The organism is Enterobacter cloacae (assembly GCF_013375935.1).
GTDB classification, from domain to species: domain Bacteria; phylum Pseudomonadota; class Gammaproteobacteria; order Enterobacterales; family Enterobacteriaceae; genus Enterobacter; species Enterobacter pasteurii.
This window is the reverse complement of the sequence record NZ_CP056117.1, coordinates 3,084,067-3,103,471: the sequence shown is the minus strand read 5'-3', so window position 1 is coordinate 3,103,471 and position 19,405 is coordinate 3,084,067. Positions and strand designations below refer to the sequence as shown.

The 19,405-nt window shown below is 53.8% G+C and carries 16 protein-coding genes and 2 pseudogenes; 3 read left to right on the top strand and 15 right to left on the bottom strand.

What is annotated here, in order from left to right; genetic code table 11:
- Positions 1-5: 5 nt before the first annotated feature.
- From HWQ14_RS14530 to HWQ14_RS14505, 7 genes are all read right to left on the bottom strand, one after another.
- Positions 6-503, bottom strand: a complete 498-nt coding sequence (locus HWQ14_RS14530; protein ID WP_176610098.1) for a fimbrial protein — start codon at positions 501-503, stop codon at positions 6-8.
- Positions 504-513: 10 nt separating this feature from the next.
- The gene (locus HWQ14_RS14525) at positions 514-1,107 is read right to left on the bottom strand and encodes a fimbrial protein (protein ID WP_176610097.1); all 594 of its coding nucleotides are present in this window, start codon (positions 1,105-1,107) and stop codon (positions 514-516) included.
- A 5-nt stretch (positions 1,108-1,112) separates the two neighbouring features.
- A complete protein-coding gene (locus tag HWQ14_RS14520) occupies positions 1,113-1,871 on the bottom strand; it encodes a fimbria/pilus periplasmic chaperone (RefSeq protein ID WP_413815238.1) in 759 nt (252 codons plus the stop codon).
- A gap of 75 nt (positions 1,872-1,946) precedes the next feature.
- A complete protein-coding gene (locus tag HWQ14_RS23460) occupies positions 1,947-2,447 on the bottom strand; it encodes a fimbria/pilus outer membrane usher protein (RefSeq protein ID WP_322107560.1) in 501 nt (166 codons plus the stop codon).
- Between the two features lie 5 nt (positions 2,448-2,452).
- Positions 2,453-4,450 (bottom strand): fimbria/pilus outer membrane usher protein, encoded by a 1,998-nt coding sequence (locus HWQ14_RS14515; RefSeq protein WP_322107561.1) that lies wholly within the window; start codon positions 4,448-4,450, stop codon positions 2,453-2,455.
- Complete coding sequence (locus HWQ14_RS14510; RefSeq protein ID WP_148419570.1) at positions 4,450-5,007, bottom strand: fimbrial protein; 558 nt, start codon at positions 5,005-5,007, stop codon at positions 4,450-4,452. Before HWQ14_RS14510 ends, HWQ14_RS14515 begins: the two co-directional genes overlap by 1 nt.
- Before the next feature lie 50 nt (positions 5,008-5,057).
- Positions 5,058-5,591 carry a fimbrial protein gene (locus HWQ14_RS14505; RefSeq protein ID WP_176610095.1) on the bottom strand — a complete coding sequence of 178 codons (534 nt, stop codon included), beginning with the start codon at positions 5,589-5,591 and terminating at the stop codon, positions 5,058-5,060.
- A 250-nt stretch (positions 5,592-5,841) separates the two neighbouring features.
- Between HWQ14_RS14505 and HWQ14_RS14500 the strand changes: the two genes are divergently transcribed.
- Positions 5,842-7,134, top strand: coding sequence for a hypothetical protein (locus tag HWQ14_RS14500; RefSeq protein WP_176610094.1), 1,293 nt, complete (start codon positions 5,842-5,844; stop codon positions 7,132-7,134).
- A gap of 705 nt (positions 7,135-7,839) precedes the next feature.
- Positions 7,840-8,022 (top strand): hypothetical protein, encoded by a 183-nt coding sequence (locus HWQ14_RS14495; RefSeq protein WP_242172446.1) that lies wholly within the window; start codon positions 7,840-7,842, stop codon positions 8,020-8,022.
- A 73-nt stretch (positions 8,023-8,095) separates the two neighbouring features.
- Here HWQ14_RS14495 and HWQ14_RS14490 read toward each other — a convergent pair whose 3' ends face one another.
- The 3 genes and pseudogenes from HWQ14_RS14490 to HWQ14_RS14480 form a co-directional block, all read right to left on the bottom strand.
- The gene (locus HWQ14_RS14490; RefSeq protein ID WP_176610093.1) at positions 8,096-8,452 is read right to left on the bottom strand and encodes an SMI1/KNR4 family protein; all 357 of its coding nucleotides are present in this window, start codon (positions 8,450-8,452) and stop codon (positions 8,096-8,098) included.
- Positions 8,453-9,169: 717 nt separating this feature from the next.
- Complete coding sequence (locus tag HWQ14_RS14485; protein WP_242172442.1) at positions 9,170-9,400, bottom strand: hypothetical protein; 231 nt, start codon at positions 9,398-9,400, stop codon at positions 9,170-9,172.
- A gap of 761 nt (positions 9,401-10,161) precedes the next feature.
- A pseudogene (locus HWQ14_RS14480) lies at positions 10,162-11,367 on the bottom strand (RHS repeat domain-containing protein); the annotation flags it as partial.
- Between the two features lie 40 nt (positions 11,368-11,407).
- On the opposite strand from HWQ14_RS14480, the pseudogene HWQ14_RS23455 reads away from it, so the two are divergent.
- A pseudogene (locus tag HWQ14_RS23455) lies at positions 11,408-11,488 on the top strand (DUF933 domain-containing protein); the annotation flags it as partial.
- Positions 11,489-11,531: 43 nt separating this feature from the next.
- Here HWQ14_RS23455 and HWQ14_RS14470 read toward each other — a convergent pair.
- The 5 genes from HWQ14_RS14470 to HWQ14_RS14450 form a co-directional block, all read right to left on the bottom strand.
- Positions 11,532-11,975: a DUF6386 family protein gene (locus tag HWQ14_RS14470; protein ID WP_176610092.1), complete on the bottom strand. Its 444-nt coding sequence runs from the start codon at positions 11,973-11,975 to the stop codon at positions 11,532-11,534.
- An 8-nt stretch (positions 11,976-11,983) separates the two neighbouring features.
- Positions 11,984-16,399 carry an RHS repeat-associated core domain-containing protein gene (locus HWQ14_RS14465; protein ID WP_245166399.1) on the bottom strand — a complete coding sequence of 1,472 codons (4,416 nt, stop codon included), beginning with the start codon at positions 16,397-16,399 and terminating at the stop codon, positions 11,984-11,986.
- A 3-nt stretch (positions 16,400-16,402) separates the two neighbouring features.
- Positions 16,403-16,843, bottom strand: coding sequence for a DcrB-related protein (locus HWQ14_RS14460; protein WP_148419564.1), 441 nt, complete (start codon positions 16,841-16,843; stop codon positions 16,403-16,405).
- A 75-nt stretch (positions 16,844-16,918) separates the two neighbouring features.
- Positions 16,919-18,841: a type VI secretion system Vgr family protein gene (locus HWQ14_RS14455; RefSeq protein WP_176610091.1), complete on the bottom strand. Its 1,923-nt coding sequence runs from the start codon at positions 18,839-18,841 to the stop codon at positions 16,919-16,921.
- Between the two features lie 65 nt (positions 18,842-18,906).
- Positions 18,907-19,341 carry a hypothetical protein gene (locus HWQ14_RS14450; protein WP_148422786.1) on the bottom strand — a complete coding sequence of 145 codons (435 nt, stop codon included), beginning with the start codon at positions 19,339-19,341 and terminating at the stop codon, positions 18,907-18,909.
- Between the last annotated feature and the right edge of the window lie 64 nt (positions 19,342-19,405).

The following is a 19,405-nucleotide window of genomic DNA, read 5'->3' as shown; positions in this document are numbered from 1 at the left end:
TTGCCTCAGTTATAGGCCACTTTCAGGGTTGCCGTGGCGTTAAATGCCTGGCCGTCCTGAAACCGGGCGCCGCTCTCCTTTTCAAGCACCGCATACAGCGAAGGCGGACTGCTGCTATCAAAATCGATCCAGTGATTAAGCGGCAGGGTCGCGCTGCCGTTTTGCAGCTTTATCGTCAGCCCATTGGCATCGGTTTGCAGCCTGCTGGTATCGCCACCCGCGGGCGTGCCGGATACCTGCAGCTGCACCGTTTTGCCATCCGGGTCGCCCTGGCAGCTCACCTGATACGGGATCGCCTGGCGATACGCCGTCCCCACGATCTCATTGATGTACACATCGCCAAATTCGACCTTTATCGGCTCGTTGCTGGAAAAGGTACAGGACGCTGTAGCAATCACCTCGCCGGAAATGGCGATGTCAACGTTGCTGGATCCCGGTCCGGCGGTCGCGCCGGCGGCGGCCACCATCATCAGCGCGCTAGCGCCGCGGCTCAGACATTTCATGACGCGCTCCTTAGTCATAGTCCAGTTCAAATCCTACCGTCGCGCGCCACTCGCCGGACAACAGGTCCTGGGCCGTGCGTTCCGGCTGCACGCGGTACAGCATCGCACCGTTTCCCGGCACGATAAAATGCGGCACGCCGCGCTGACCAAGACTAATGTCCCGGCCCGCGCTGTCGGTGATACGCAGGCCCATCCCGCTTACGCCGTTGACCTTAACCAGCTCGGGCGTGTCCGGATCGGCGGGGGCGGTGAACGTCACGCTAACCATTGGCTGTGCGCTATCCCAGTAGCGATTGCCCGTGCGCAAATCAAGCATATTGCCGCCGACATGGACGCAGTCGCGCAGCCGCAGGATAAACGCCTGCGCTTCCCCGCGTGACCCCGTCTTTTGCAGAAGCGACGTCGTGATGCGCCCCAGATCGATCTCCTGATTTTGCGAGACCATATCGAGGCGACAAGCACCCTCTACAAACTCTCCGTAAACGTGCAGTTCGCCGTGCTCGCCTTCCACACCCCAGCTATCCGCGTCGGCGAAGGCCGGCATTGCCGGCCCGAGCGCGCTTGCGATAAGCAGCACCGCGGCGCGTTTTGTCGTTTCATTCATCGTGCTTATCCAGCCCTGCTGTCAACAACCCGGCAAACATCGTGCGCGCAGCTGAACATCAGCTTTGGCCGGCCGCCATAGTCATTAATCCAGGTCATAATGGGCTTATTGCCGAGCGCCCCCGCCTTCACGGTGAGCGGCGATTCAGAGAAAGGGGCAATCATCACCGGGTCAAACCCGGCAATGGGCGCGCCGCCCGGCTGATTGTACGCAGCAGCCAGCGTCACGTAATAAGGGCTGGGGTTACTGACGCGGTAGCCTTCGCCGTGGCGGGTTAAGACCAGCTTTTTCTGCCAGAGATCCGGGGCCTGATTGCGGTCAAGCTGCAGCGAGGCCGGACGGTAGAAAAGCTTGATGCGCGTTTGCAACGCAATCTGCAGGGTGTTCGCCTTGCTGCTTTTGGGCGGAATTTCACGCAGGTTAAAGTAGAAAATTGATTCTCTGTCCTGCGGCAGCGACTGGGCATCATCGGTAAGCTGCAGCTTTACCTGCTCTTTAGCCACGGGCTCTACCCGCTGAAGCGGCGGCAGCGCCGCCAGCGGCCCGCTGATTTTGTTCCCCTTTTCATCCTCAATCCACGCCTGCGCCAGGTAGGGCAACGCCTTGTTCTGGTTGGAGATGTTCAAGCTCATCGACCTGTTCGCGCCGTTAAACACTGCCCGCGTGCGGTCAAGCGTAACGGCAGCCTGCACGCTCTGGCAAAGCAGCCCGGAGATCAGCACTGCTCCGATCCCCGTGAACGATAAATGATGTTTCATACGGATATACTCGCTGTTGTTGGGCCACCGCAGAATACGGTTGCCCGGTTGTTTTCCCCGCGGTCGCGGATGGCTGAAAGGCTATATCTGCTGTGGCCGGCAGGTTAACGGCAGAACGCGGACGCCGGTCGGCAGGGGGTTAGGCAGCGTTACTACGCACTGCGTTTGCCCATCCCACATCACCCGCATCGACTCCCCGCTGACCATCCCCGTTAGCCATACCATGCCGTCATCGTCGACGATCCCGGCCTGGCTCTCACGATGGCTGAACACCGTCGCTCCGAACGGTGGAACGCTGCCGTTGGTAAGACGCAGCTGCACCATCGCCTTTTCCCCGGCAATCATTCCAAAACGGCGGTAGCCGATGGCCCCTTCCGTCAGCGTTCCCTGAACCACCGACCGCGTTGCCTCGACGTTGTCGGCCAGGTTGTTCACGTCCACGCTGACGCTGCTGCGATAGCCATTGCTGATATCCGCAACCACGGCCTTGCCAAAGCGGTTCGTCTGGGTTCCCGTGCCGTATCCGCGGACGGGTACCCCGGCAATGCCCGCCGTATCAACCATCATTCGCGTTCCACCCATGCTGCTCACCCGATGCATCGCCACGCCCTCTGGCGTCGCAGTAAGGCCCCCCCCTGAATCGCTCCGCCCCAGGAGCGATAGCGCCCCTCTTCATAGGTGGTATTAGCGGTCAGCTCGGCAACGTCGCCCTTGTGCGTAAAGTACCCGCTGCTGGCTGCCCGGCCCTGCCGGGCAACCCCGGCTTTAATCCGGTAGGTATTGTTTGCGTCAATGTTGTCGAAATAGCCGATCATCGCCCCGTTGCCTGAACTTCCCGCCTGGCCATCGACATTGAGCGTGCCCCCATTACCCCACGGCACCGAGAGGCTCAGGTAAGCGCCATCGTCGCGTGTATGGTTAAAAAGAGAGCGATAGGCCGACAGGGTCAGACCAAGATTTTTAAGCTGTCCGGCATCGAAAAAGCGGGATAGCGAGAGGTTGTAGGTATCGTTATCCGGGCGGTCCCAGTAGGTCTGGTGGCTATAGTTCACATACGCACTAAGCCCCAGCTGCCGAAACTGTTTATTGAAAGCAATGGTGTAGAGCTCTTTATTGTTATTTCCCGCTATACCGTGATAGCGCGCGCTTAAAAACTCCGACATATTCATAAAGTTACGCTGCGAGAAGCGATAGCCTGCGAAGGTGACCTGGCTGTCGTATTCGTCAAAGCGTTTGGAGTAGCTAAGGCGCCAGGAGCCACCGGACCGGCTGCCCGTCTGCGGCAACACGGCACGCGACTCGGTGAAGTCAAACGAGACCGCCCCCAAGGCCAGCAGGTCACGACCGACGCCCGTCGCCACCGCGTTATAGTCACCCGCCAGCAGGCTGCCGCCGTAAAGCGACCAGCCGTTATTGATCCCCCACGAAAATTCCCCCGTGGCAAATCCCGGTCCCACGCTGTTGTGGCGGTAATCCGACGGCTTGCCCAGCGCCAGCTTGTAACGCACCATGCCAGGCCGCGTCAGATAGGGAATATTGGCAGTATCCATCCGGAAATGGCGAACGGTGCCGTCCTGTTCCTGTATCTCCACGTCCAGCGTTCCAGAAACCGCCGTGTTCAAATCCTGAATACGAAACGGGCCCGCCGCCACGGTGGTTTCGTGCAGCACGCGTCCCTGCTGGCTAATAGTAACCTTCGCGTTGGTCCTCGCGACGCCGACCACCTCCGGCGCATAGCCGCGCAGGTTGGGCGGCAGCATATTGTCGTCCGATTCGAGGCTGCTTCCCGTGTAGCGGAAACTGTCAAACAGCCCCGAGTTGAGATAGTTTTCCCCCATCATCAGCTTCGACTTCAAGGACGGCAGCGCCCGCCACGCGTAGTAACGACTCCACGCCCACTCGCGCTGATTGTCCTGATACGACCCAGCGCTGTGGCTGTAGCGCGCCTGCCAGTCCGCACGCACCCGCCAGCCGCCGACGTTAAAACCGGTAGTGCCGTTACCCGTCAGTGATTTCATTTCGCGGCGGCTCCCCGTTGCATACCGCGAAGACTGACCGTTAAGGTTATAGTCAAAAATGGCCCCGCCAATCCCCTCATCCCAGCTGCCGGGGGGATCCCAATTCTCAGCGGTATATTCGAGATAGGCCTGAGGGATGCTCAGGTACAGCGTATTAGAACCAAGGTCGGCACGCTGGCTGGCGCCCGGCAGGCTCGCCAGCTGCAGGCAGGTACCGTGATGCCACCACGTCAGCGTGCTTTGCAGCGCTGATTTAAGTCCAAGCAGCGCCACAAGGTCGTGCGTCAGACATACCTCACTGCCCTTTGGATCATCATCCGGCGCCAGAAAACTGAGCGGCTGTTCGGGCAACTCGGTCTTGTTCAGGCGAACCACCATCTGGTAATTCCCCGGCATAATAAAACCGGCGCGAGAGAACTGACTCAGGTCGATATGCGCCCGATCGCTGACGTCCAGCACGTCGGTATTAAATTGAATGGTTTGTGCTGCATACCCACTGGCCATCCCTCCCTGTAAGACCAGGGTGACCAGCACGGCAATGCCCGAAAAATTAAAAACGTGCCTCATCAAAAATAATCCAGTTTGAAACGCACCGTAGTCTGGTACGCCCCCGCGCGCAGCTTCTGGTGGTTACCCACCAGCCGCAGGCTGTAATCAAGGCGCATGGCGCCAGGCTGTAGCTGCCCCGAAGAGGAGGCGATTCCCGGCCGCATGCGGTTGCCTGCGGCATCCATAATTTCCAGACCGACCCCGCGGGCCTCGCCGCGAAGCGCGAAGAGCGAGCCATCGGTGATGGCCCCGTCGAAGGTGACGCGAAAATGTGACCAGTCAGGATGGTTTGGCAGCATCGGTTCCAGCGCGCAGTTCTCGAGGTGAATGCTGAACGGCTTTGATGGCCCGACGCCGGCATTGATGATCTGATCCAACGGCAGCGTGATGAGGTCGATCGCCTGATCGCGGCTATCGACCTTGATCGCGCAGGGCGTATCGATAATCGCCCCCTGCATGCTGACCTTGCCATGCCCCTGGCCGGTAATGTTAGCCGCCGGTACGCCCGCACAGACGAAGGGCAATGTCAGCCACAGCAGCCGCACAGGCGTGACAAATGAAGCACTATGTTTCATAGATTTCCCGCAAAAAAACCGAACCAGACGGCCGCAAGGCCAACGTCGTCTTACTGGTAAGCCAGGGTGAAGTTGGCAACCGAGGTAAACTCACCCGGCACAACGGAGGACGTGGCGCCGTTCCCCTGCAGATAAGCGGCATAGGTAAGGGTGTTATCACCCTGCTGGGTTTTGGTGACCGAGCTCGGCGTACCAAGCGGGATGTTGGTGCCATTGTCATTGGTAATGCCAATAGCCGCGCCGCTGGCCGTGCCAACCAGCGCCAGATAGCCTGGCTGGGCGCTTGATTCCGATCCCGTGAAGGTGATGGTGACCGTTTTATCCGTCAGGCCAGCGAGATCGCAGCTTTCCAGCTTGATATCAAACGGTCGCGGACGCGATTTCCCGCCGTTCGCCAGCGCTTTGTTGGAAATTTCACCCAGGTCAACGGTTTGTTCAATGGTATCGGGGGTAATTGAACAAGGGGCGTCGATAATTGCGCCGGTAAATGTGACCTTGCCGTGCCCCTGATCGGCCGCCTGTACCTGACCGACGAGTACGGTAGTCGTCATGCCAAGCGCCCAGGCCCATTTGGTTAATTGCATCGTTATTCTTTCCTGTAAAAGTTAATAGATAACACCAACACACACTTTATCCGCATAGAGTTAGTGGCTTTAATCTACTTAATTTTTACTGGCACAACTTTCAAAAAACGACACCGCAAAAATATCCTCTTTTCAGTAAAAAGCGTTTTTTGCAAGAAGCACACGATGGCGCATGACACTATACATCCCGACAGCTAAACCGGTCCTGTGAACGGTTTTATATTGTAATTTAATGCCAAGCGAGGAAATTATGTCGTTAACTGTACGTGAACAAAATCGATTTATTGCTGCCCTTGATAACCTAAGAACCTCCGAGCGGGTGCACAAAAGCGATCTCAAAACCGTTAATAAAACGCTGGATAAAATGGGCAGCGTGGCTAATAGTAAAGAATTACTCGCAAGTCTCAGCGATCGAATGCGTCAAAACTTTGACATTAAAGATTCCAAAAAAGTGGAGTCGTTTATTGAAAATGTCAAGGACAAGCTTGAAAAGCAGGAATCAAAGATCCACGATAAGAAACTCACGCAGCTGAACAATATTGGCAACCGTATCTTTCAGGCAAGCCAAAAAATTGAGGTTGATCATCTCAGCAAAGAGATCGCGCTCAAGACGAGTGCGGCAAATCGTCAACTGGAATGCGCCAGGTCTGATAAAAACCTGGTTCACGAAATGATTGACAAACGAAATGAAGCAAAAGAGTTTGTCTCTATCGAGAAGCATAAATTAGAACAGATCACTCCGCAGAAAATTAGCGAAGATCAAGAAAAACGCATTAATAGATTGACCCAGAAAACAAATAGTGAGATTGACAAACTGAAGGTTGACATTCGTAGAATTAATAAACGTGAGCCTGAGCTCTTTAAATTCCTTAATAACCTGGGGAAGACCGACGTTATTAATGATTTGGCCAAAGCGCAAAATAATAAATTCCTCAAGAGAACAATGGCTACGCCTGAGTATGCTGAAAAGATGTTTGGTACCAAGACCATTGTGGTTGAGGGTCGACGCTCCTATTCTGCTACGACAACAAAAGAAGTGCTGAGCGACAACGGAGCAGCGTTCCTCACTCGCATTAAGAAATATCAAAACGCTAAAAATGAGGTTGCAGCCATTAAACATGAAATTAGCCGTATGGAATCTGCCAGAGACGCGCGGATCGCGGCCATTAAGTCTGAAGAACGTTCGCCGCTGCAGTCAAAATATGACTCTAGAATTGCGCAATATCAGGACGGTGTCAAAGAGATGTGTGAAACCGAAAACCGCGCCCTGAATACGTTAGCGAAGAGAATTAACTTCATCGATAGCACAATTGAGCATACAACCGCGCTTAAGAAAGGTATTGAAGAAAAAGCCGGGCTTATGGCTGACCCTGAAGTTAAACAGTCAGCGGCTCGTCATGAAGATAGCATTAACAGGCTCGTCGTCAGGAAAGAGAAGCTGGAAAACAGTTACCAGCGACTTGTTGAGGCGTCAAACACCGGTAAAAACTACGTCAGCGACGTTGAATCCGACATCGGAAGCGATTTCGAAAGTCACGTGTAACCACGCCTGGCCCCCTTCACGAGAGTGACGTTTAAAATCCACGCCCCGGCGTGGATTTTTTCTGTTAACTAGCCCTCGCGTTTTGATAGTGTGCTTCTAAGGATGCCAGGTCCTGTTCACACCCCCGCTTTTTCACTTCGGGATAAACGGTGACCTCGATAGGTTTTCACCAGAACAGGCGCGCCCATTCGCTTTAGCCGATGACGACGAACCCGCGATTACACGACCGTTGCGCCTCACGGTTTTGCTCGTATACCGTGCTGAACCCGTACCAGAGATCGCCGGAGAAAACTGATGGGGTTATTGATGATGCCACAACGCTTCCAGCTGCGGTAAAGCAGTACGTAAAGCCCGGAGCGATACTCACCCTGAATCCGGAGCAGTACGCAGAGCTCAACATTAATGTCTCAGCTGGGGATGGTTTGGGAGTATGCAACATGGAGGGAACGGCAAAGTAGATAGCTGCTGGATAAAAACCAGAAGCGTCACTGGGTCTGGAACGACAATTCCAGCCAGTGTACTGCAGTAATTGGTGAACTGGATACTGTGGAGTTTATGCGGGAGGCGCAATGGATGGCAAAAGTATCGTTAATTAACGAAGGAATATGAGATGAAAAGTAAAGGCTTGGGTATAAATAGCAGGTAGTTTGCTGGCTATGGCGAGTAAATGCCAGGTGTAGTAGTGATGACGCAAAAAATCTGGTCATGGATATTGCCATTAAGACAGTCGGGAAAGGTATGATGCTGGATAAGGATGTGCGGATTTCAGTAGAATATGTCAGTACAATTAGCGATGAATCAGGACTTGATGTCTATCAGTGTGCGGCTGATTTAATGTTCATAAAACCAGAACTGAAAGATTCGCTTCCAGTAGCTCATTATGTTTGATTTGTTTTGAAAAAAATCCACGATTTGGCGAGATTTTCCATTATTCTGAACTATATCTTTGATAAGTAAAGATTTATAGCATAAATATACTATTACTTTCTTTATCCATGTCCAGACTTCCTAACGCTCCAAGATCTAAAGAATAAATCTCATCAGTACCTTTGCGCAAATTCAAAAAGTATCCCAGATCAGCATCTTGACCAATCAATAAAACGTCAGGCTCAACCGCTTGAATAGTATATGTATCATTTCTTTCTAGTAAGTCAAAACAATTGAAAACATATAGCTGGTAACCATTTGCTCGTTGAATTTCATAAGAGTCACTATCCTTAACGTTCTCAATCATAAAGCGCTTATACTCAGAGGGTAAAGAGGAGCGCATGAGCTTTTCAATATTCTTTAACTGATCAATTAAATATTGTTTTTTCATATAACTTCATCTATAAATGAATAAATTACATACCCAAATAAATATTATCTCCATTTGGTTCGCATTCGTTAATTAATCAGTGAAATTATTAATAATTACAATTACTGTAACTTTCCTGCAACTAATAAGTCGTTAATTGTACACCATTAGAGCTGGGCTAAACAATAGCGCCCAGTTTTTCTCAATGCCGTTATTTAAGTAATAAAAAGTCGCGCCTTCAGGAGGTGCAGACCAAAATAGTTTTTCGCCCTGAGCATTGAAGATGGTCAAAACGGTTGGTTATGGCTTTGGCTCGCTTAACGCAAAGACTAACTGGCGTGTTGAGTCGACCATTGCGAGGTCTAAGCAAGGTATACTTAAGCGTCCGCTTCTTGTGCAGCATATCCACTCGAGCACGTCTTTTTCTTTAAAAAATTGAAGTAAGCGATCATCTTCGCTCTTAATACATATTTTTATTACGTTAATAAGAAATTTTCAGATGATCTCGATATGTTATAGTTTAAATCCCGATATATATTATATAAAGCATCAATTATCAAATCGTTCTGAAGATTCCAAAGAGGTTTAGTGTGTTTATTTTTGAAAATAACATCGCAATTTGATTTAGGGCATGAGTGTTTTATCTGAATACTCATGAAAATCATCTTTTTTTCGTCATAGATGATGTGTCTAGGTCTATAAATATATCCTTATAGAAGAATGGCATCATATTTCTAATCACGGACCATAAAAATGCATCAATGTGTTAAGATCCTCTAAATCTTGTTTGGTTGGTTTATTTTTCTCCATTTTATCATATTCATAAATTATTCCTTTCATAGGAATGCCGAAATCATGATTAATTGCCAGCCCCATTAGCTTATCAATATCAGCCTGATTTTTTAAAGTATTCTTTAAAAATTTATGGAGAAGTTTTTCAGCATCTTTTCTTTCTAAGAAATACATCATATTTATCCGGTGATATTTCAATAAAGTAAAGGATTACGATTACCATCTTCATACACTTGCAAAATGCAGTTTTACAATGCTGTGAATATTTTAAAGCTTCATATCATATTAAGGATAGCAAGATGAGTGAGCAGATCAAGTTTTAGAACCAGCTAAAGACCATGCTTGCAGCAATGGCTCTTAGCAGACAGTTTTAGAGCCTAATCGCACTTAAGAAAAATAAGTCCAACAAATCCTCAAAAGAACAGTGTCTATCATCATGGTTTAGTGTACAAAATTGTAACAGACTGGGGCAAGACTGCTTCGAAGGCTAATTTCGTCCGCACGCAGATGAATTGATTGATGCTAGCTTTAATTTTAATACATCAGCCGGTTAATAGTGATTATTTTTGCGCTCTTTTATTAAAAATTGTCTGTTTCTGTGGTTGGAGTGAGAATTTCAAAAAAAGACAACCACTTAATTATAACCTCGCAAAAAATCATTCCTTCCCTTTGCTTAATATCAGGGCATCTTTTTTTTAATATCAAGTGCGTAATTAACAACATCATCTAAAAGTTTTTCTTCCCTGAGGGAAAAGTTTGCGTATTGAGCCATAGCTCTGCATGTTGACAGACTTTCAACTATTTCCAATGCAATTTCGTCTTCAAAAATTATTATCTGATCATAACGAATTTTAAAAAATTTGCCGATTCATGTTTACCATTGGCATTAAGTTCAAAAATTATTTTTTCAAGTGCATTTTTTAAGTTATTCAAATTCATTACCAGGGAACCCTTAAAGTTTTAACCACCCATGCTCTTGGAAGATTTGACACCACAGCCTGGTATCCCATCCCAGGATATCCTGCCCCTTGAGCTGCAGCAGGACCTTCACTCACCCAAGTTCCCTTAGGAACTCTAAACTCTGATACATTAGTAATATTTACACCCCAATCATGGCGAATAGCTAGTTTTTCTCGCAACACCTCCTCGGAATTGTATTTTTCATTTGTCAGCCAAGAGATTTTTCTTCCTGTTCTATTATTTACACCATGATATTTATAAAAAGTCTCGTCTCTTTTTAGCTGCCTGTTTTTATAAATACTTTTATCTAATGTTTCAGCAATTCCTCCAGGAAGTTGCGGCCCTGGTTTTTTCCCTGTATTGCATCTACTCAACCCCCACGGATCCACCCACCCCAGCGCATTCGGCGCATACTGGTAAAGGTTTATCCCTCCCGCCAGCCCTATCGGGTCCTGCTGCGTAAACCGTCCGCAGTCCGGGTCGTAATACCGGAACAGATTGTAGTGCAGCCCTGTCTCACGGTCCAGGTATTGCCCCTGCATGCGCAGGTTCTGGGGATATCCTGATAGCTGCGTATCACTTTCCCGCAGCAGCTTGCCCCAGGCGCTGTTAACGCCTTCCCAGCGCACCTGCCCTTCGATATCCGTCATTCGCTCCGGCGTGCCGTTCGGCTGGCAGTGGAACCAGAAGATCTCCGGGGCATCAACGCCGTCAATACGCGCCAGCGGGTCGTAGCTGTCCTGGCCGCTGTAGACATAGGTCAGCGGCACGTCTCCGTGCAGCTCCTGGAGCAGGCGGAACCCTTCCCAGACAAACCGGGTGGTGACCGGCTTACCGGCTGGCTGACCGCCCAGCATCTGCTGGCGCGTTTTGCTGATGCGGCGTCCGAGCGGATCGTAGCGGAAGCTGACCCGCGTTTGCGGCCTGTTGCGATCCCGCGGCTGGCTAATCACCTCCGTCAGGCGGTGCTCGCCGTCGTAGCGATAGTGCCAGCGGGTCTGACCGTTATCCTTCTCCACGATGTCATAACGCCAGCGGCGGGACCAGCGGCGCGGCGACGGGCGCTGGGCGTTACCGGTGAAGACGTCCCGGCGATGCAGGCGACCAAGACGGTCGTAGTCGCTGCGGGTGGTCAGCAGCCCCTGCGTGCGGCTTGTTTCACGGTGAAGTTCGTCGCGGGTATACTGACAGCTTATTGAGGGTAAGATTCAGCAAGGAGCGTAAGAGGAAGCCCGAATGCGTACTGAAGGTAAATATTACATCGTTAATGATGGCGATGTGATGAACTTCTTATTTAACGTTTGATTAGTTTTGAATGAAAAAATCCACGCCAAGGCGTGGATTTAATTCAGAGATAAACTCCCTCTTCTAATGAATTTTCAGTAAACGTTGCTTTTGTAAAAGAAATTAGAACATCTGAACCTTGCTTTTTGTATTTAACTTCGTAACTACCAGGTTCTAAAGTAATAAACTCACCTGATATAACATCTGAATCATCAGGCTCAAGATCTCCGCCCGTAACATCCTCTCCTGCTCCAATGAAAACCTTTCCAGAAGGTACTTTTAAAAATAGCGCCCCGGCATATTCATCAACATCATTTTTAATAAGGACTTTATAAACACCATCATCTCCAAGATTGAGAAATAATACATTCCCTTTATTTATTTCTTCAATTTCATCTTCTGGAAGACTCCACCAATCTGCATCATCATCAATCCTATGTTTTAATGACATCAAATCATAAATAACTAATGTGGCAGTATCTGTCTGTATATTAATTAATTTATTCACTTTACCCCCTATTGAAATATTATTTCGCTGATGGCATCCCCAGGCTGAAGCCCCGCCTTTCTGCCTGCATTTTTTAAAGAACTACCGACACTTTTATTAATTGTTTCATTCAGCATTTGTAATCTTTGTGTAGGCGAACCTCCCACAATTAAATCAACAGGATGATCAGCGTTTAACTTACTTAGATCAGGAGTTGAGCCAAACATCCTTTCAAATCGTGCAGAAACAGCTTGCCTGTAAGAACTTTGCAAAGATGAAATCCTAACTTCATGGGTGCCTGGAGACCAAACTAACTCTCCTCTTTGAGCCGCTCGGTTTAATGCATTCATTTTTTTCATGAACTGCCTTTCGAGGAATTTTCTCTCAGTTGACGACAGCTTTGTGCTGCTTAAAATCTTCGGTTTATTGACAGTTAACCGGGTGCCTCCAGAACACCTACTCAATCCCCACGGATCCACCCAACCCAGCGCATTCGGCGCATACTGGTAAAGGTTTATCCCTCCCGCCAGCCCTATCGGGTCCTGCTGCGTAAACCGTCCGCAGTCCGGGTCGTAATACCGGAACAGATTGTAGTGCAGCCCTGTCTCACGGTCCAGGTATTGCCCCTGCATGCGCAGGTTCTGGGGATATCCTGATAGCTGCGTCTCACTTTCCCGCAGAAGCTTGCCCCAGGCGCTGTTAACGCCTTCCCAGCGCACCTGCCCTTCGATATCCGTCATTCGCTCCGGCGTGCCGTTGGGCTGGCAGTGGAACCAGAAGATCTCCGGGGCATCAACACCGTCAATGCGCGCCAGCGGGTCGTAGCTGTCCTGGTCGCTGTAGACATAGGTCAGCGGCACGTCTCCGTGCAGCTCCTGCAGCAGGCGGAACCCTTCCCAGACAAACCGGGTGGTGACCGGCTTGCCGACTGGCTGTCCGCCCAGCATCTGCTGGCGCGTTTTGCTGATGCGGCGTCCGAGCGGGTCGTAGCGGAAGCTGACCCGCGTCTGCGGCCTGTTGCGATCCCGCGGCTGGCTAATCACCTCCGTCAGGCGATGTTCGCCGTCATAGCGGTAGTGCCAGCGATTCTGACCGTTATCCTTCTCCACGGTGCGCCCGTGGATGTCATAATGCCAGCGAATACCGTTCAGCTGCGTCAGGCGGTTGTGCGTGACCTTCTCAGCAGATCCGTCGAGCGGGTTACCGGCCGCATCCCAGCGCCACTGCTCCTGCCCGGGCAGCGTGCCGTCCTGAACGAGCAGTCGCCCGGCGCTGTCGTACTGCCAGCGGTACCAGCTGAACGGGTTATCGTCCCGCTCTTCCCGCACCAGGTTATTGCGGTAGTCGTAATCCCAGCGGCGGGACCAGCGGCGCGGCGACGGGCGCTGGGCGTTACCGGTGAAGACGTCCCGGCGATGCAGGCGGCCGAGACGGTCGTATTCGCTGCGGGTGGTCAGCAGCCCCTGCGTGCGGCTTGTTTCACGGTGGAGTTCGTCGCGGGTAAAGTCGGAGACCGACAGCTTATCGAGAGCAATGCCGAGCAGATGTCCGCTGCCGTAGTAGAACTGTTTTAGCTCGCGGCCATCCGGCAGCGTAACGGAGGTTCGGTTGCCCAGGACGTCGTACTGCCACGCCAGCTCGCCGTGCTCGCCCGCTTCGCGCGTGACGCGACCGAGCGCGTCATACTCAAAGGCAAGCTCCTGCTCTGCCTCGGTGCTCCAGGCGTCTGCTGAAAGCGCAGGGTGCAGCCCAATCCGGCTCAGCAGCCCTGACGGGGTGTAGTGGTAGCGGGTCTGTCCTTCCGGCGTGGTGCGGGCTACCAGCTGGCCGCTCGCGCTCCAGGCAAAAGTATGGGTGATGGCTTCCGGGTGCCCGGCGGCAAAGGTACGCGTTATGGTGCGCCCACAGGCGTCGTAGCGATACTGCGAGGTAACACCGTCCAGCCCCACCTCTTCGAGCAGCAGCGAGTCAGGCCCCCAGCGGAACTGATACGCTTCGCCGTTTTCGTTTTCAAGGGCAATCAGACGCCCTCTGCTGTCCCAGCGGCGGCGGACCTCTTCACCCTGAGTATTACGCGTGGCGGTTAAGCGTCCGACCTCATCGTATCTGAACTCACTTTCTTTACCGTCAGCGCCAGCATGCTTCACCGGCAGGCCGCGTTCGTTCCATTTGAGCGACTCCGTCCAGCCTTCCGGGCGATCGAGCTGCACCGGGCGCCCTGCCGCGTCGTAGCGATAGCGCGTCTCTTCACCGTCGGCGCCCGTCTCGGTCATCAGCCAGCCCAGCGGATGATAGCTATAGCGGGTGGTGCGGCCAGAGCAGTCCGTCGCCCGCACCACCTGTCCCGCCTCGTTGTACTCCTGATGGCGGCTGTTTCCGGCGGCATCCACCTCTTCAACAACCTGACCAAACTCGTCCCGGCGCAGCAGCGTGGTCTGCCCCATCGGGTCCACCACGCGCTTCAGGCCGTGATGTTCGTCGTACCAGAAACGGGTAGCGCTGCCGTCGGCTTCGATAATCGCAGACGGCAGCGCGCGGTGCTCAAGCCAGGTGGTGGTGCGGGCATTGCCGTCGGGGTCGATCTCCTGCACCCGGTTGCCCATCTCGTCATAAACGAAGGTAACGGCGTTCCCGAGCGGATCGATGCGGCGGGTCAGGAGCTCGTTGTCATCCCACTCGTAGCGCCAGTTTTCACCGCGCTCGTCGACGTAGCGGACAATCAGATTTTGCGCGTTCCAGTAGTGCTGACGTTTCTGACCATCATAGTGATCGACGGTGGTCAATCCGGCGTCCAGATCGTAGGTGAAGCGACAGCCGTCGCCCGTGCTGGTACGGTTCTCCACCACGCGCCAGTGGTCAAATTTTTTCCAGCGGTATTCGCTCTCAAGACCGCCCGGCAGGCGGTGCCAGACCATCAGGCCGTGGTCGTTATAGCGGTATTCGCGGGTGACAACGCCAGAGCCATCGGTCGCGCTCGCCAGCTGGCCGCGCGCATCGTAACCCCACTGCATCAGCGGCCAGCTACGGCTGCCGTCAAAATGGCTGGCAGCGGTCACGCGCTGCGGGAACCGTTCGTCCTCATAGCGAAGGGTGACGTCTATCGCCCGCGGCTCATCGTGAAGACCAACCAGCCTGCCGTGCTCGTCCCACTCCGTCAGCAGCGCGTTGCCGTATTCGTCGCTAAGGGAGGCCAGACGCAGAACGGATGGATTCATGCGTGTCGGTTTATACAGACGCCACACCGCGCCGTCATCGTCGGCAATCGCCACGTCGCCGCTCTCGTTGCGACGGATAATGATGCCTTCGCTGATGCTGTAAAACGCGCGGTCCACTGGCGGCAGTTCAAAGCTCAGCTCACGTCCGGTTTCGTCGAACCAGGTCGCGCTGTTCTCTTCAAGCGTCAGATAGCTGTCAAAAGCGGTAGCCCAACCCAGGCCAAACAGCCCTTCGCGGGTGGTCAGGCTGTTGTAGCTGCGCTGCCAGCGAAGCGGGAAGCGGCCCGGAAGCGAGAAATCAAGCTCATCGTCGTCATTCAGCACCTTTACGCCTGTGGCCGCGTGAACCGGGTGCGAGGAGCCAAACACGGCGTTAACGGCCATATCGGCCAGCATCCCGCCGCCAGCTGCCGCCAGCGCGCAGGGCATGTTTTTTAAAATCTTGCCCGGACGCCCGCGCAGCAGGGAGAGCGCAATCATCCCCAGCGCCAGCCCCGGCGTTTTGCCGCTTTTGATATCGCGGACCGTCAGCGTCTCGCCGCCGATGATCACGTTCGGGGAGACGTCATCGGAAACGGTACCCTCGCAGGTGGTGCGATCTTTCGCACGCACCGCGGGCTGGCTGTTAATGAAGACGCTTTTCGAGCCTTCCGCCAGATACTGCGGGCCGGAGTGCTTTTCACACGCCACCTTGTCTTCTTCCAGCGGCGAGGTCCCCGCGGCGGCAGACGCCACGCTCGGCTGCCACATTTCGCTGCCAAACTGTCCGGCAGCGGAGAGCAGCATGCCCGCGTAATCGGCAAAGCTGCCCGGCGACTGCGGTTCAGGTGAAGGCGTATCTGCTGGCGTGAGCGTTCCGGCCGCGCGCGCGGCGGGGATGGCATTCGTCAGAACGTTGTCGGAGCCGGTAGTGATTTTACCCGCAGGCGACGGAGGGAAAATCGCATTGCCCAACCCCTCGGCGGCGCTGCTGATATCGTCTGTGATCCCCGCCACGTTTGCCAGCACGCCGCCAATGATGCCGCTTAACAGACAGCTGGAACCAATCGCCGCCACGCCTGCGGCTGCCGCCCCTGCCCCCAGCAATGGTGCCGCCACGGTAGCGGCTGCCCCCACCGCCGCGCCGATCACCGCATAAGCGGCACCTTCCGCCACCATGCTGGTGATATCCGCGAAGATGCTGGAATGAATAATCTCGTCACCCTTACGGGCCGCGTTATTATCGCTCATGCCTTACACATTCCGGTTGTCGTTCAGCGTCAGGCTCTGCTTAAGCGCGCTCCAGCGCCCCTCGTCCTCTTCAGTGAATGCTCTGAGCGCTGAGAGGGTAAAAATCATCAACACCGGTTTGCCCGGCGTCTGCACGGCCAGCTGTTTTTGCCACAGGCGCTGGCCGTTATGGTCAAAGTTGGTTTCAACTTCCAGCCCGTTGATTTTGCCGTCAGGCCCGGCTTTCACGCGCTGGAATTCGCTCTGGACGATCTCGCCCATCTGAGGGCGCATCACGTCCCACTGGCGGTGGAACTCTTTCTCATAATCGCAGCCATCCGGGATAACGCCGCGGCTGACCACGACCGACAGCCCGCTTTCGTCATCGCGAATAATGTTCATGCTGTTATCCTGCCAGGCCGCAGGAAAAAGGGAAAACGAACCTTCCTGGAGGGTATATTTCATCGGTGAACCCGTTTCTAAGATTGCTGAAGAATTTTAAGGGCCGTTATGGACAACATGGCGGCAGACAGGAAGCGATTATTCTTTCGGTGGCGTGAATTTCGCCTGGACCGCCGCATCGATATCCCCTTTATGCCCAGAACCAGGTGCCGTTGTGCCCGGCTTGGTACCAGAGGTATTCAGGTGCAGCTTACCGCCCGTGGTGATATGACCATCCCCTTCAACGAAGAAGTTAAACTCTTTGCCGATCAGGCTAATTTTACCGTTCGCGTTGAGTTCAATCGCGCTCTCGCCGGATACCAGCCTCAGCTTCGTCCCGGAAGCGATAACGTACTGTTCCACTGCCGCATCCAGCTTGCCTTTGCCCGTCAGGATCTCGGTGCCGCCTTTCACCGCCTGGATCTGATTAGCCTCCACGCGATGCAGCTCGTTTTTCTTCACGTAGTGGCTGCGCTCGCCGCCGACGCTGTGCGTTTCATCATTCTTAACGCTGGTGTCCATATTTCGCTCGGCCTGGATCCATACCTGCTCCGCGCCCGCCTTGTCTTCAAAGCGCAGGGCGTTGGCGTTATCGACCGAGCCATCCTTCGAGCGGCTCATGAAGCCCATCTGCGTCGCCGCTGCCGGCAGCGCCCACGGCGGCATGCTCGCGTCGTTGTACACGCGCCCGGTGATAATCGGCCGGTCCGGATCGCCGTTGATAAAGTCCACCACCACCTCATCGCCCACGCGCGGGATCTGCACCCCGCCGTAGCCCTGGCCCGCCCAGGCGCTCGACACGCGCACCCAGCAGGAGCTGGTGTCGTCCCCCTTCGCCAGGCGGTCCCAGTGGAACTTCACCTTCACGCGACCGTATTTGTCCGTCCAGATGCTCTCCCCCTGTGGCCCGACAACCTTCGCCGTCTGCGGGCCGTAGGTTCGCGGCCACGCCGTGCTCTGCGCCGGGCGATAAGAGACCGACGCCGGGATGACGGTGAAATCGGTGCGGTGAATAGTTTCACCTTCGCCGCTGGCGTAGCGGTTCTCCTCGAAGTGATACCCCGCCGCCGTCACCAGATACTCGCCGTTATCGCTGAAGAACGGCGCGTTAGTCAGGGTGAAGGTGTGGCCCGGCGCGATGCCCGCCGCCGTGGCCGTGGCCTGAATCTGCTGATGCTCCACCTGCCAGCGCTCCTGACGGATGCGGGCGTAGAACTCCGCATGCCCGGTCTCCACAAAGCGACCCGGCCAGTCGTACACGTCAATGCTGCCCGGCTTCGGCGACGCCGGGTTCTGCTGCGCCTGGAACAGCCACGCGTTCGGCTTGCGGAAGTCGTAGTCGTCGAGGCTGTAAATGCCCGGCGTCACGCTGTCCTCCAGCGCCCACTGGCTGATGCCCTCTTCGTCCGTGCTGCCGCCGGACGGCGTCTGGTGGTAAGGGATGACCTCGTAGCCGCTGAACGGCTGGTGCTGGGTGGCGGCGTCGGTCAGGACCAGGGTGTGTTTGTCGGCCTTGTGGCTGAAGTGATAGGCAATCCCCTCCAGCTCCATCAGGCGGCTGATAAAGTCCAGGCTCGACTCCTGATACTGCACGCAGTAGTCCCACACCCGGTAGCTGCCGGTGAGTTTATCCTCAACGTTGACCTGATGTTCGCCCAGCAGGGTTTTCACAATCTGCGGCACCGTCTGCCCCTGGAAGATGCGCAGGTTACGGTCGCGCTTCATCGGCCACAGGTCCGGCTCCACCGTCAGCTGGTAGACCGCATAACGCGTGCCCGTCAGCTCAACGGCGCTCACCGCCACGCGGGTCACCTTGCCGTTGATATAGCGGGAGGTAAGCAGGCGCTGCGTCGGGATGGTCACCGTGACCGGCTGGCCCAGCAATTTGCTGCGGTCAATGCGCGCGTCCGTGCCGAGCAGGGTCAGCGTCAGGGCGAACGACTCGGACATCGCCTCGCGGCCGGAAAGTTTCCAGAAAAGAAGTCCCTCGACGGGGAGCTGAACGGTAATTCGGTTGAGCATAATCTTTATTCCGTAAATGCAACGTCTTAGTTTCAGCAGCCGCAATGCAGCGTCAATTACAACGCTTACTTAAGCCACAAACCTGAAAACATAAGGACACACCCCAACGAAAGAAGGAGCCTGGCGAAGATAAACAGGGGCGACGCTACGGTGTATGTGACCCGGGAGCTCTTTTCATAATTCGGAGCGTTGTATTTTTTATGCCCCGCCATAACACCAGAAAATATTGTGCATAGCAAAACGACGGTAAATTTCATACCCCAGACGCACAGGAGAGACATTGATAAGATGATGGAGTAGTGTTTAGCCACCGCGACCGGAAATATTGAAAATGTCAGCGCCAGCCATTTTAAAAGAAAACCAATGCCGGCTGTAGAAAGCAGGACAAGCCCCAGCATCAGACCCATGCTGATCCATTGTTTCTTATTAAAAAGGTTATTGTCATTCCAGATAAGTGCAAGCGTGAGGATCAAAAAGGAAAAAAAGAATAACCAGTTCATTTCAGGGTGCCTCTTTTGCCCCTCAATGCCTGGCTTTCCCGTCGCCTATGGTGACGGGAAAGCC

What these genes read in the sequence shown, in the direction of transcription:
- HWQ14_RS14530 (WP_176610098.1), bottom strand. Translation starts at nt 503, where the DNA reads ATGAAATGTCTGAGCCGCGGCGCTAGCGCGCTGATGATGGTGGCCGCC.
- HWQ14_RS14485 (WP_242172442.1), bottom strand. Translation starts at nt 9,400, where the DNA reads ATGATGTATTTCTTAGAAAGAAAAGATGCTGAAAAACTTCTCCATAAA.
- HWQ14_RS14495 (WP_242172446.1), top strand. Translation starts at nt 7,840, where the DNA reads ATGGATATTGCCATTAAGACAGTCGGGAAAGGTATGATGCTGGATAAG.
- HWQ14_RS14490 (WP_176610093.1), bottom strand. Translation starts at nt 8,452, where the DNA reads ATGAAAAAACAATATTTAATTGATCAGTTAAAGAATATTGAAAAGCTC.
- HWQ14_RS14455 (WP_176610091.1), bottom strand. Translation starts at nt 18,841, where the DNA reads ATGCTCAACCGAATTACCGTTCAGCTCCCCGTCGAGGGACTTCTTTTC.
- HWQ14_RS14515 (WP_322107561.1), bottom strand. Translation starts at nt 4,450, where the DNA reads ATGAGGCACGTTTTTAATTTTTCGGGCATTGCCGTGCTGGTCACCCTG.
- HWQ14_RS23460 (WP_322107560.1), bottom strand. Translation starts at nt 2,447, where the DNA reads ATGGGTGGAACGCGAATGATGGTTGATACGGCGGGCATTGCCGGGGTA.
- HWQ14_RS14450 (WP_148422786.1), bottom strand. Translation starts at nt 19,341, where the DNA reads ATGAACTGGTTATTCTTTTTTTCCTTTTTGATCCTCACGCTTGCACTT.
- HWQ14_RS14500 (WP_176610094.1), top strand. Translation starts at nt 5,842, where the DNA reads ATGTCGTTAACTGTACGTGAACAAAATCGATTTATTGCTGCCCTTGAT.
- HWQ14_RS14525 (WP_176610097.1), bottom strand. Translation starts at nt 1,107, where the DNA reads ATGAATGAAACGACAAAACGCGCCGCGGTGCTGCTTATCGCAAGCGCG.
- HWQ14_RS14460 (WP_148419564.1), bottom strand. Translation starts at nt 16,843, where the DNA reads ATGAAATATACCCTCCAGGAAGGTTCGTTTTCCCTTTTTCCTGCGGCC.
- HWQ14_RS14465 (WP_245166399.1), bottom strand. Translation starts at nt 16,399, where the DNA reads ATGAGCGATAATAACGCGGCCCGTAAGGGTGACGAGATTATTCATTCC.
- HWQ14_RS14505 (WP_176610095.1), bottom strand. Translation starts at nt 5,591, where the DNA reads ATGCAATTAACCAAATGGGCCTGGGCGCTTGGCATGACGACTACCGTA.
- HWQ14_RS14510 (WP_148419570.1), bottom strand. Translation starts at nt 5,007, where the DNA reads ATGAAACATAGTGCTTCATTTGTCACGCCTGTGCGGCTGCTGTGGCTG.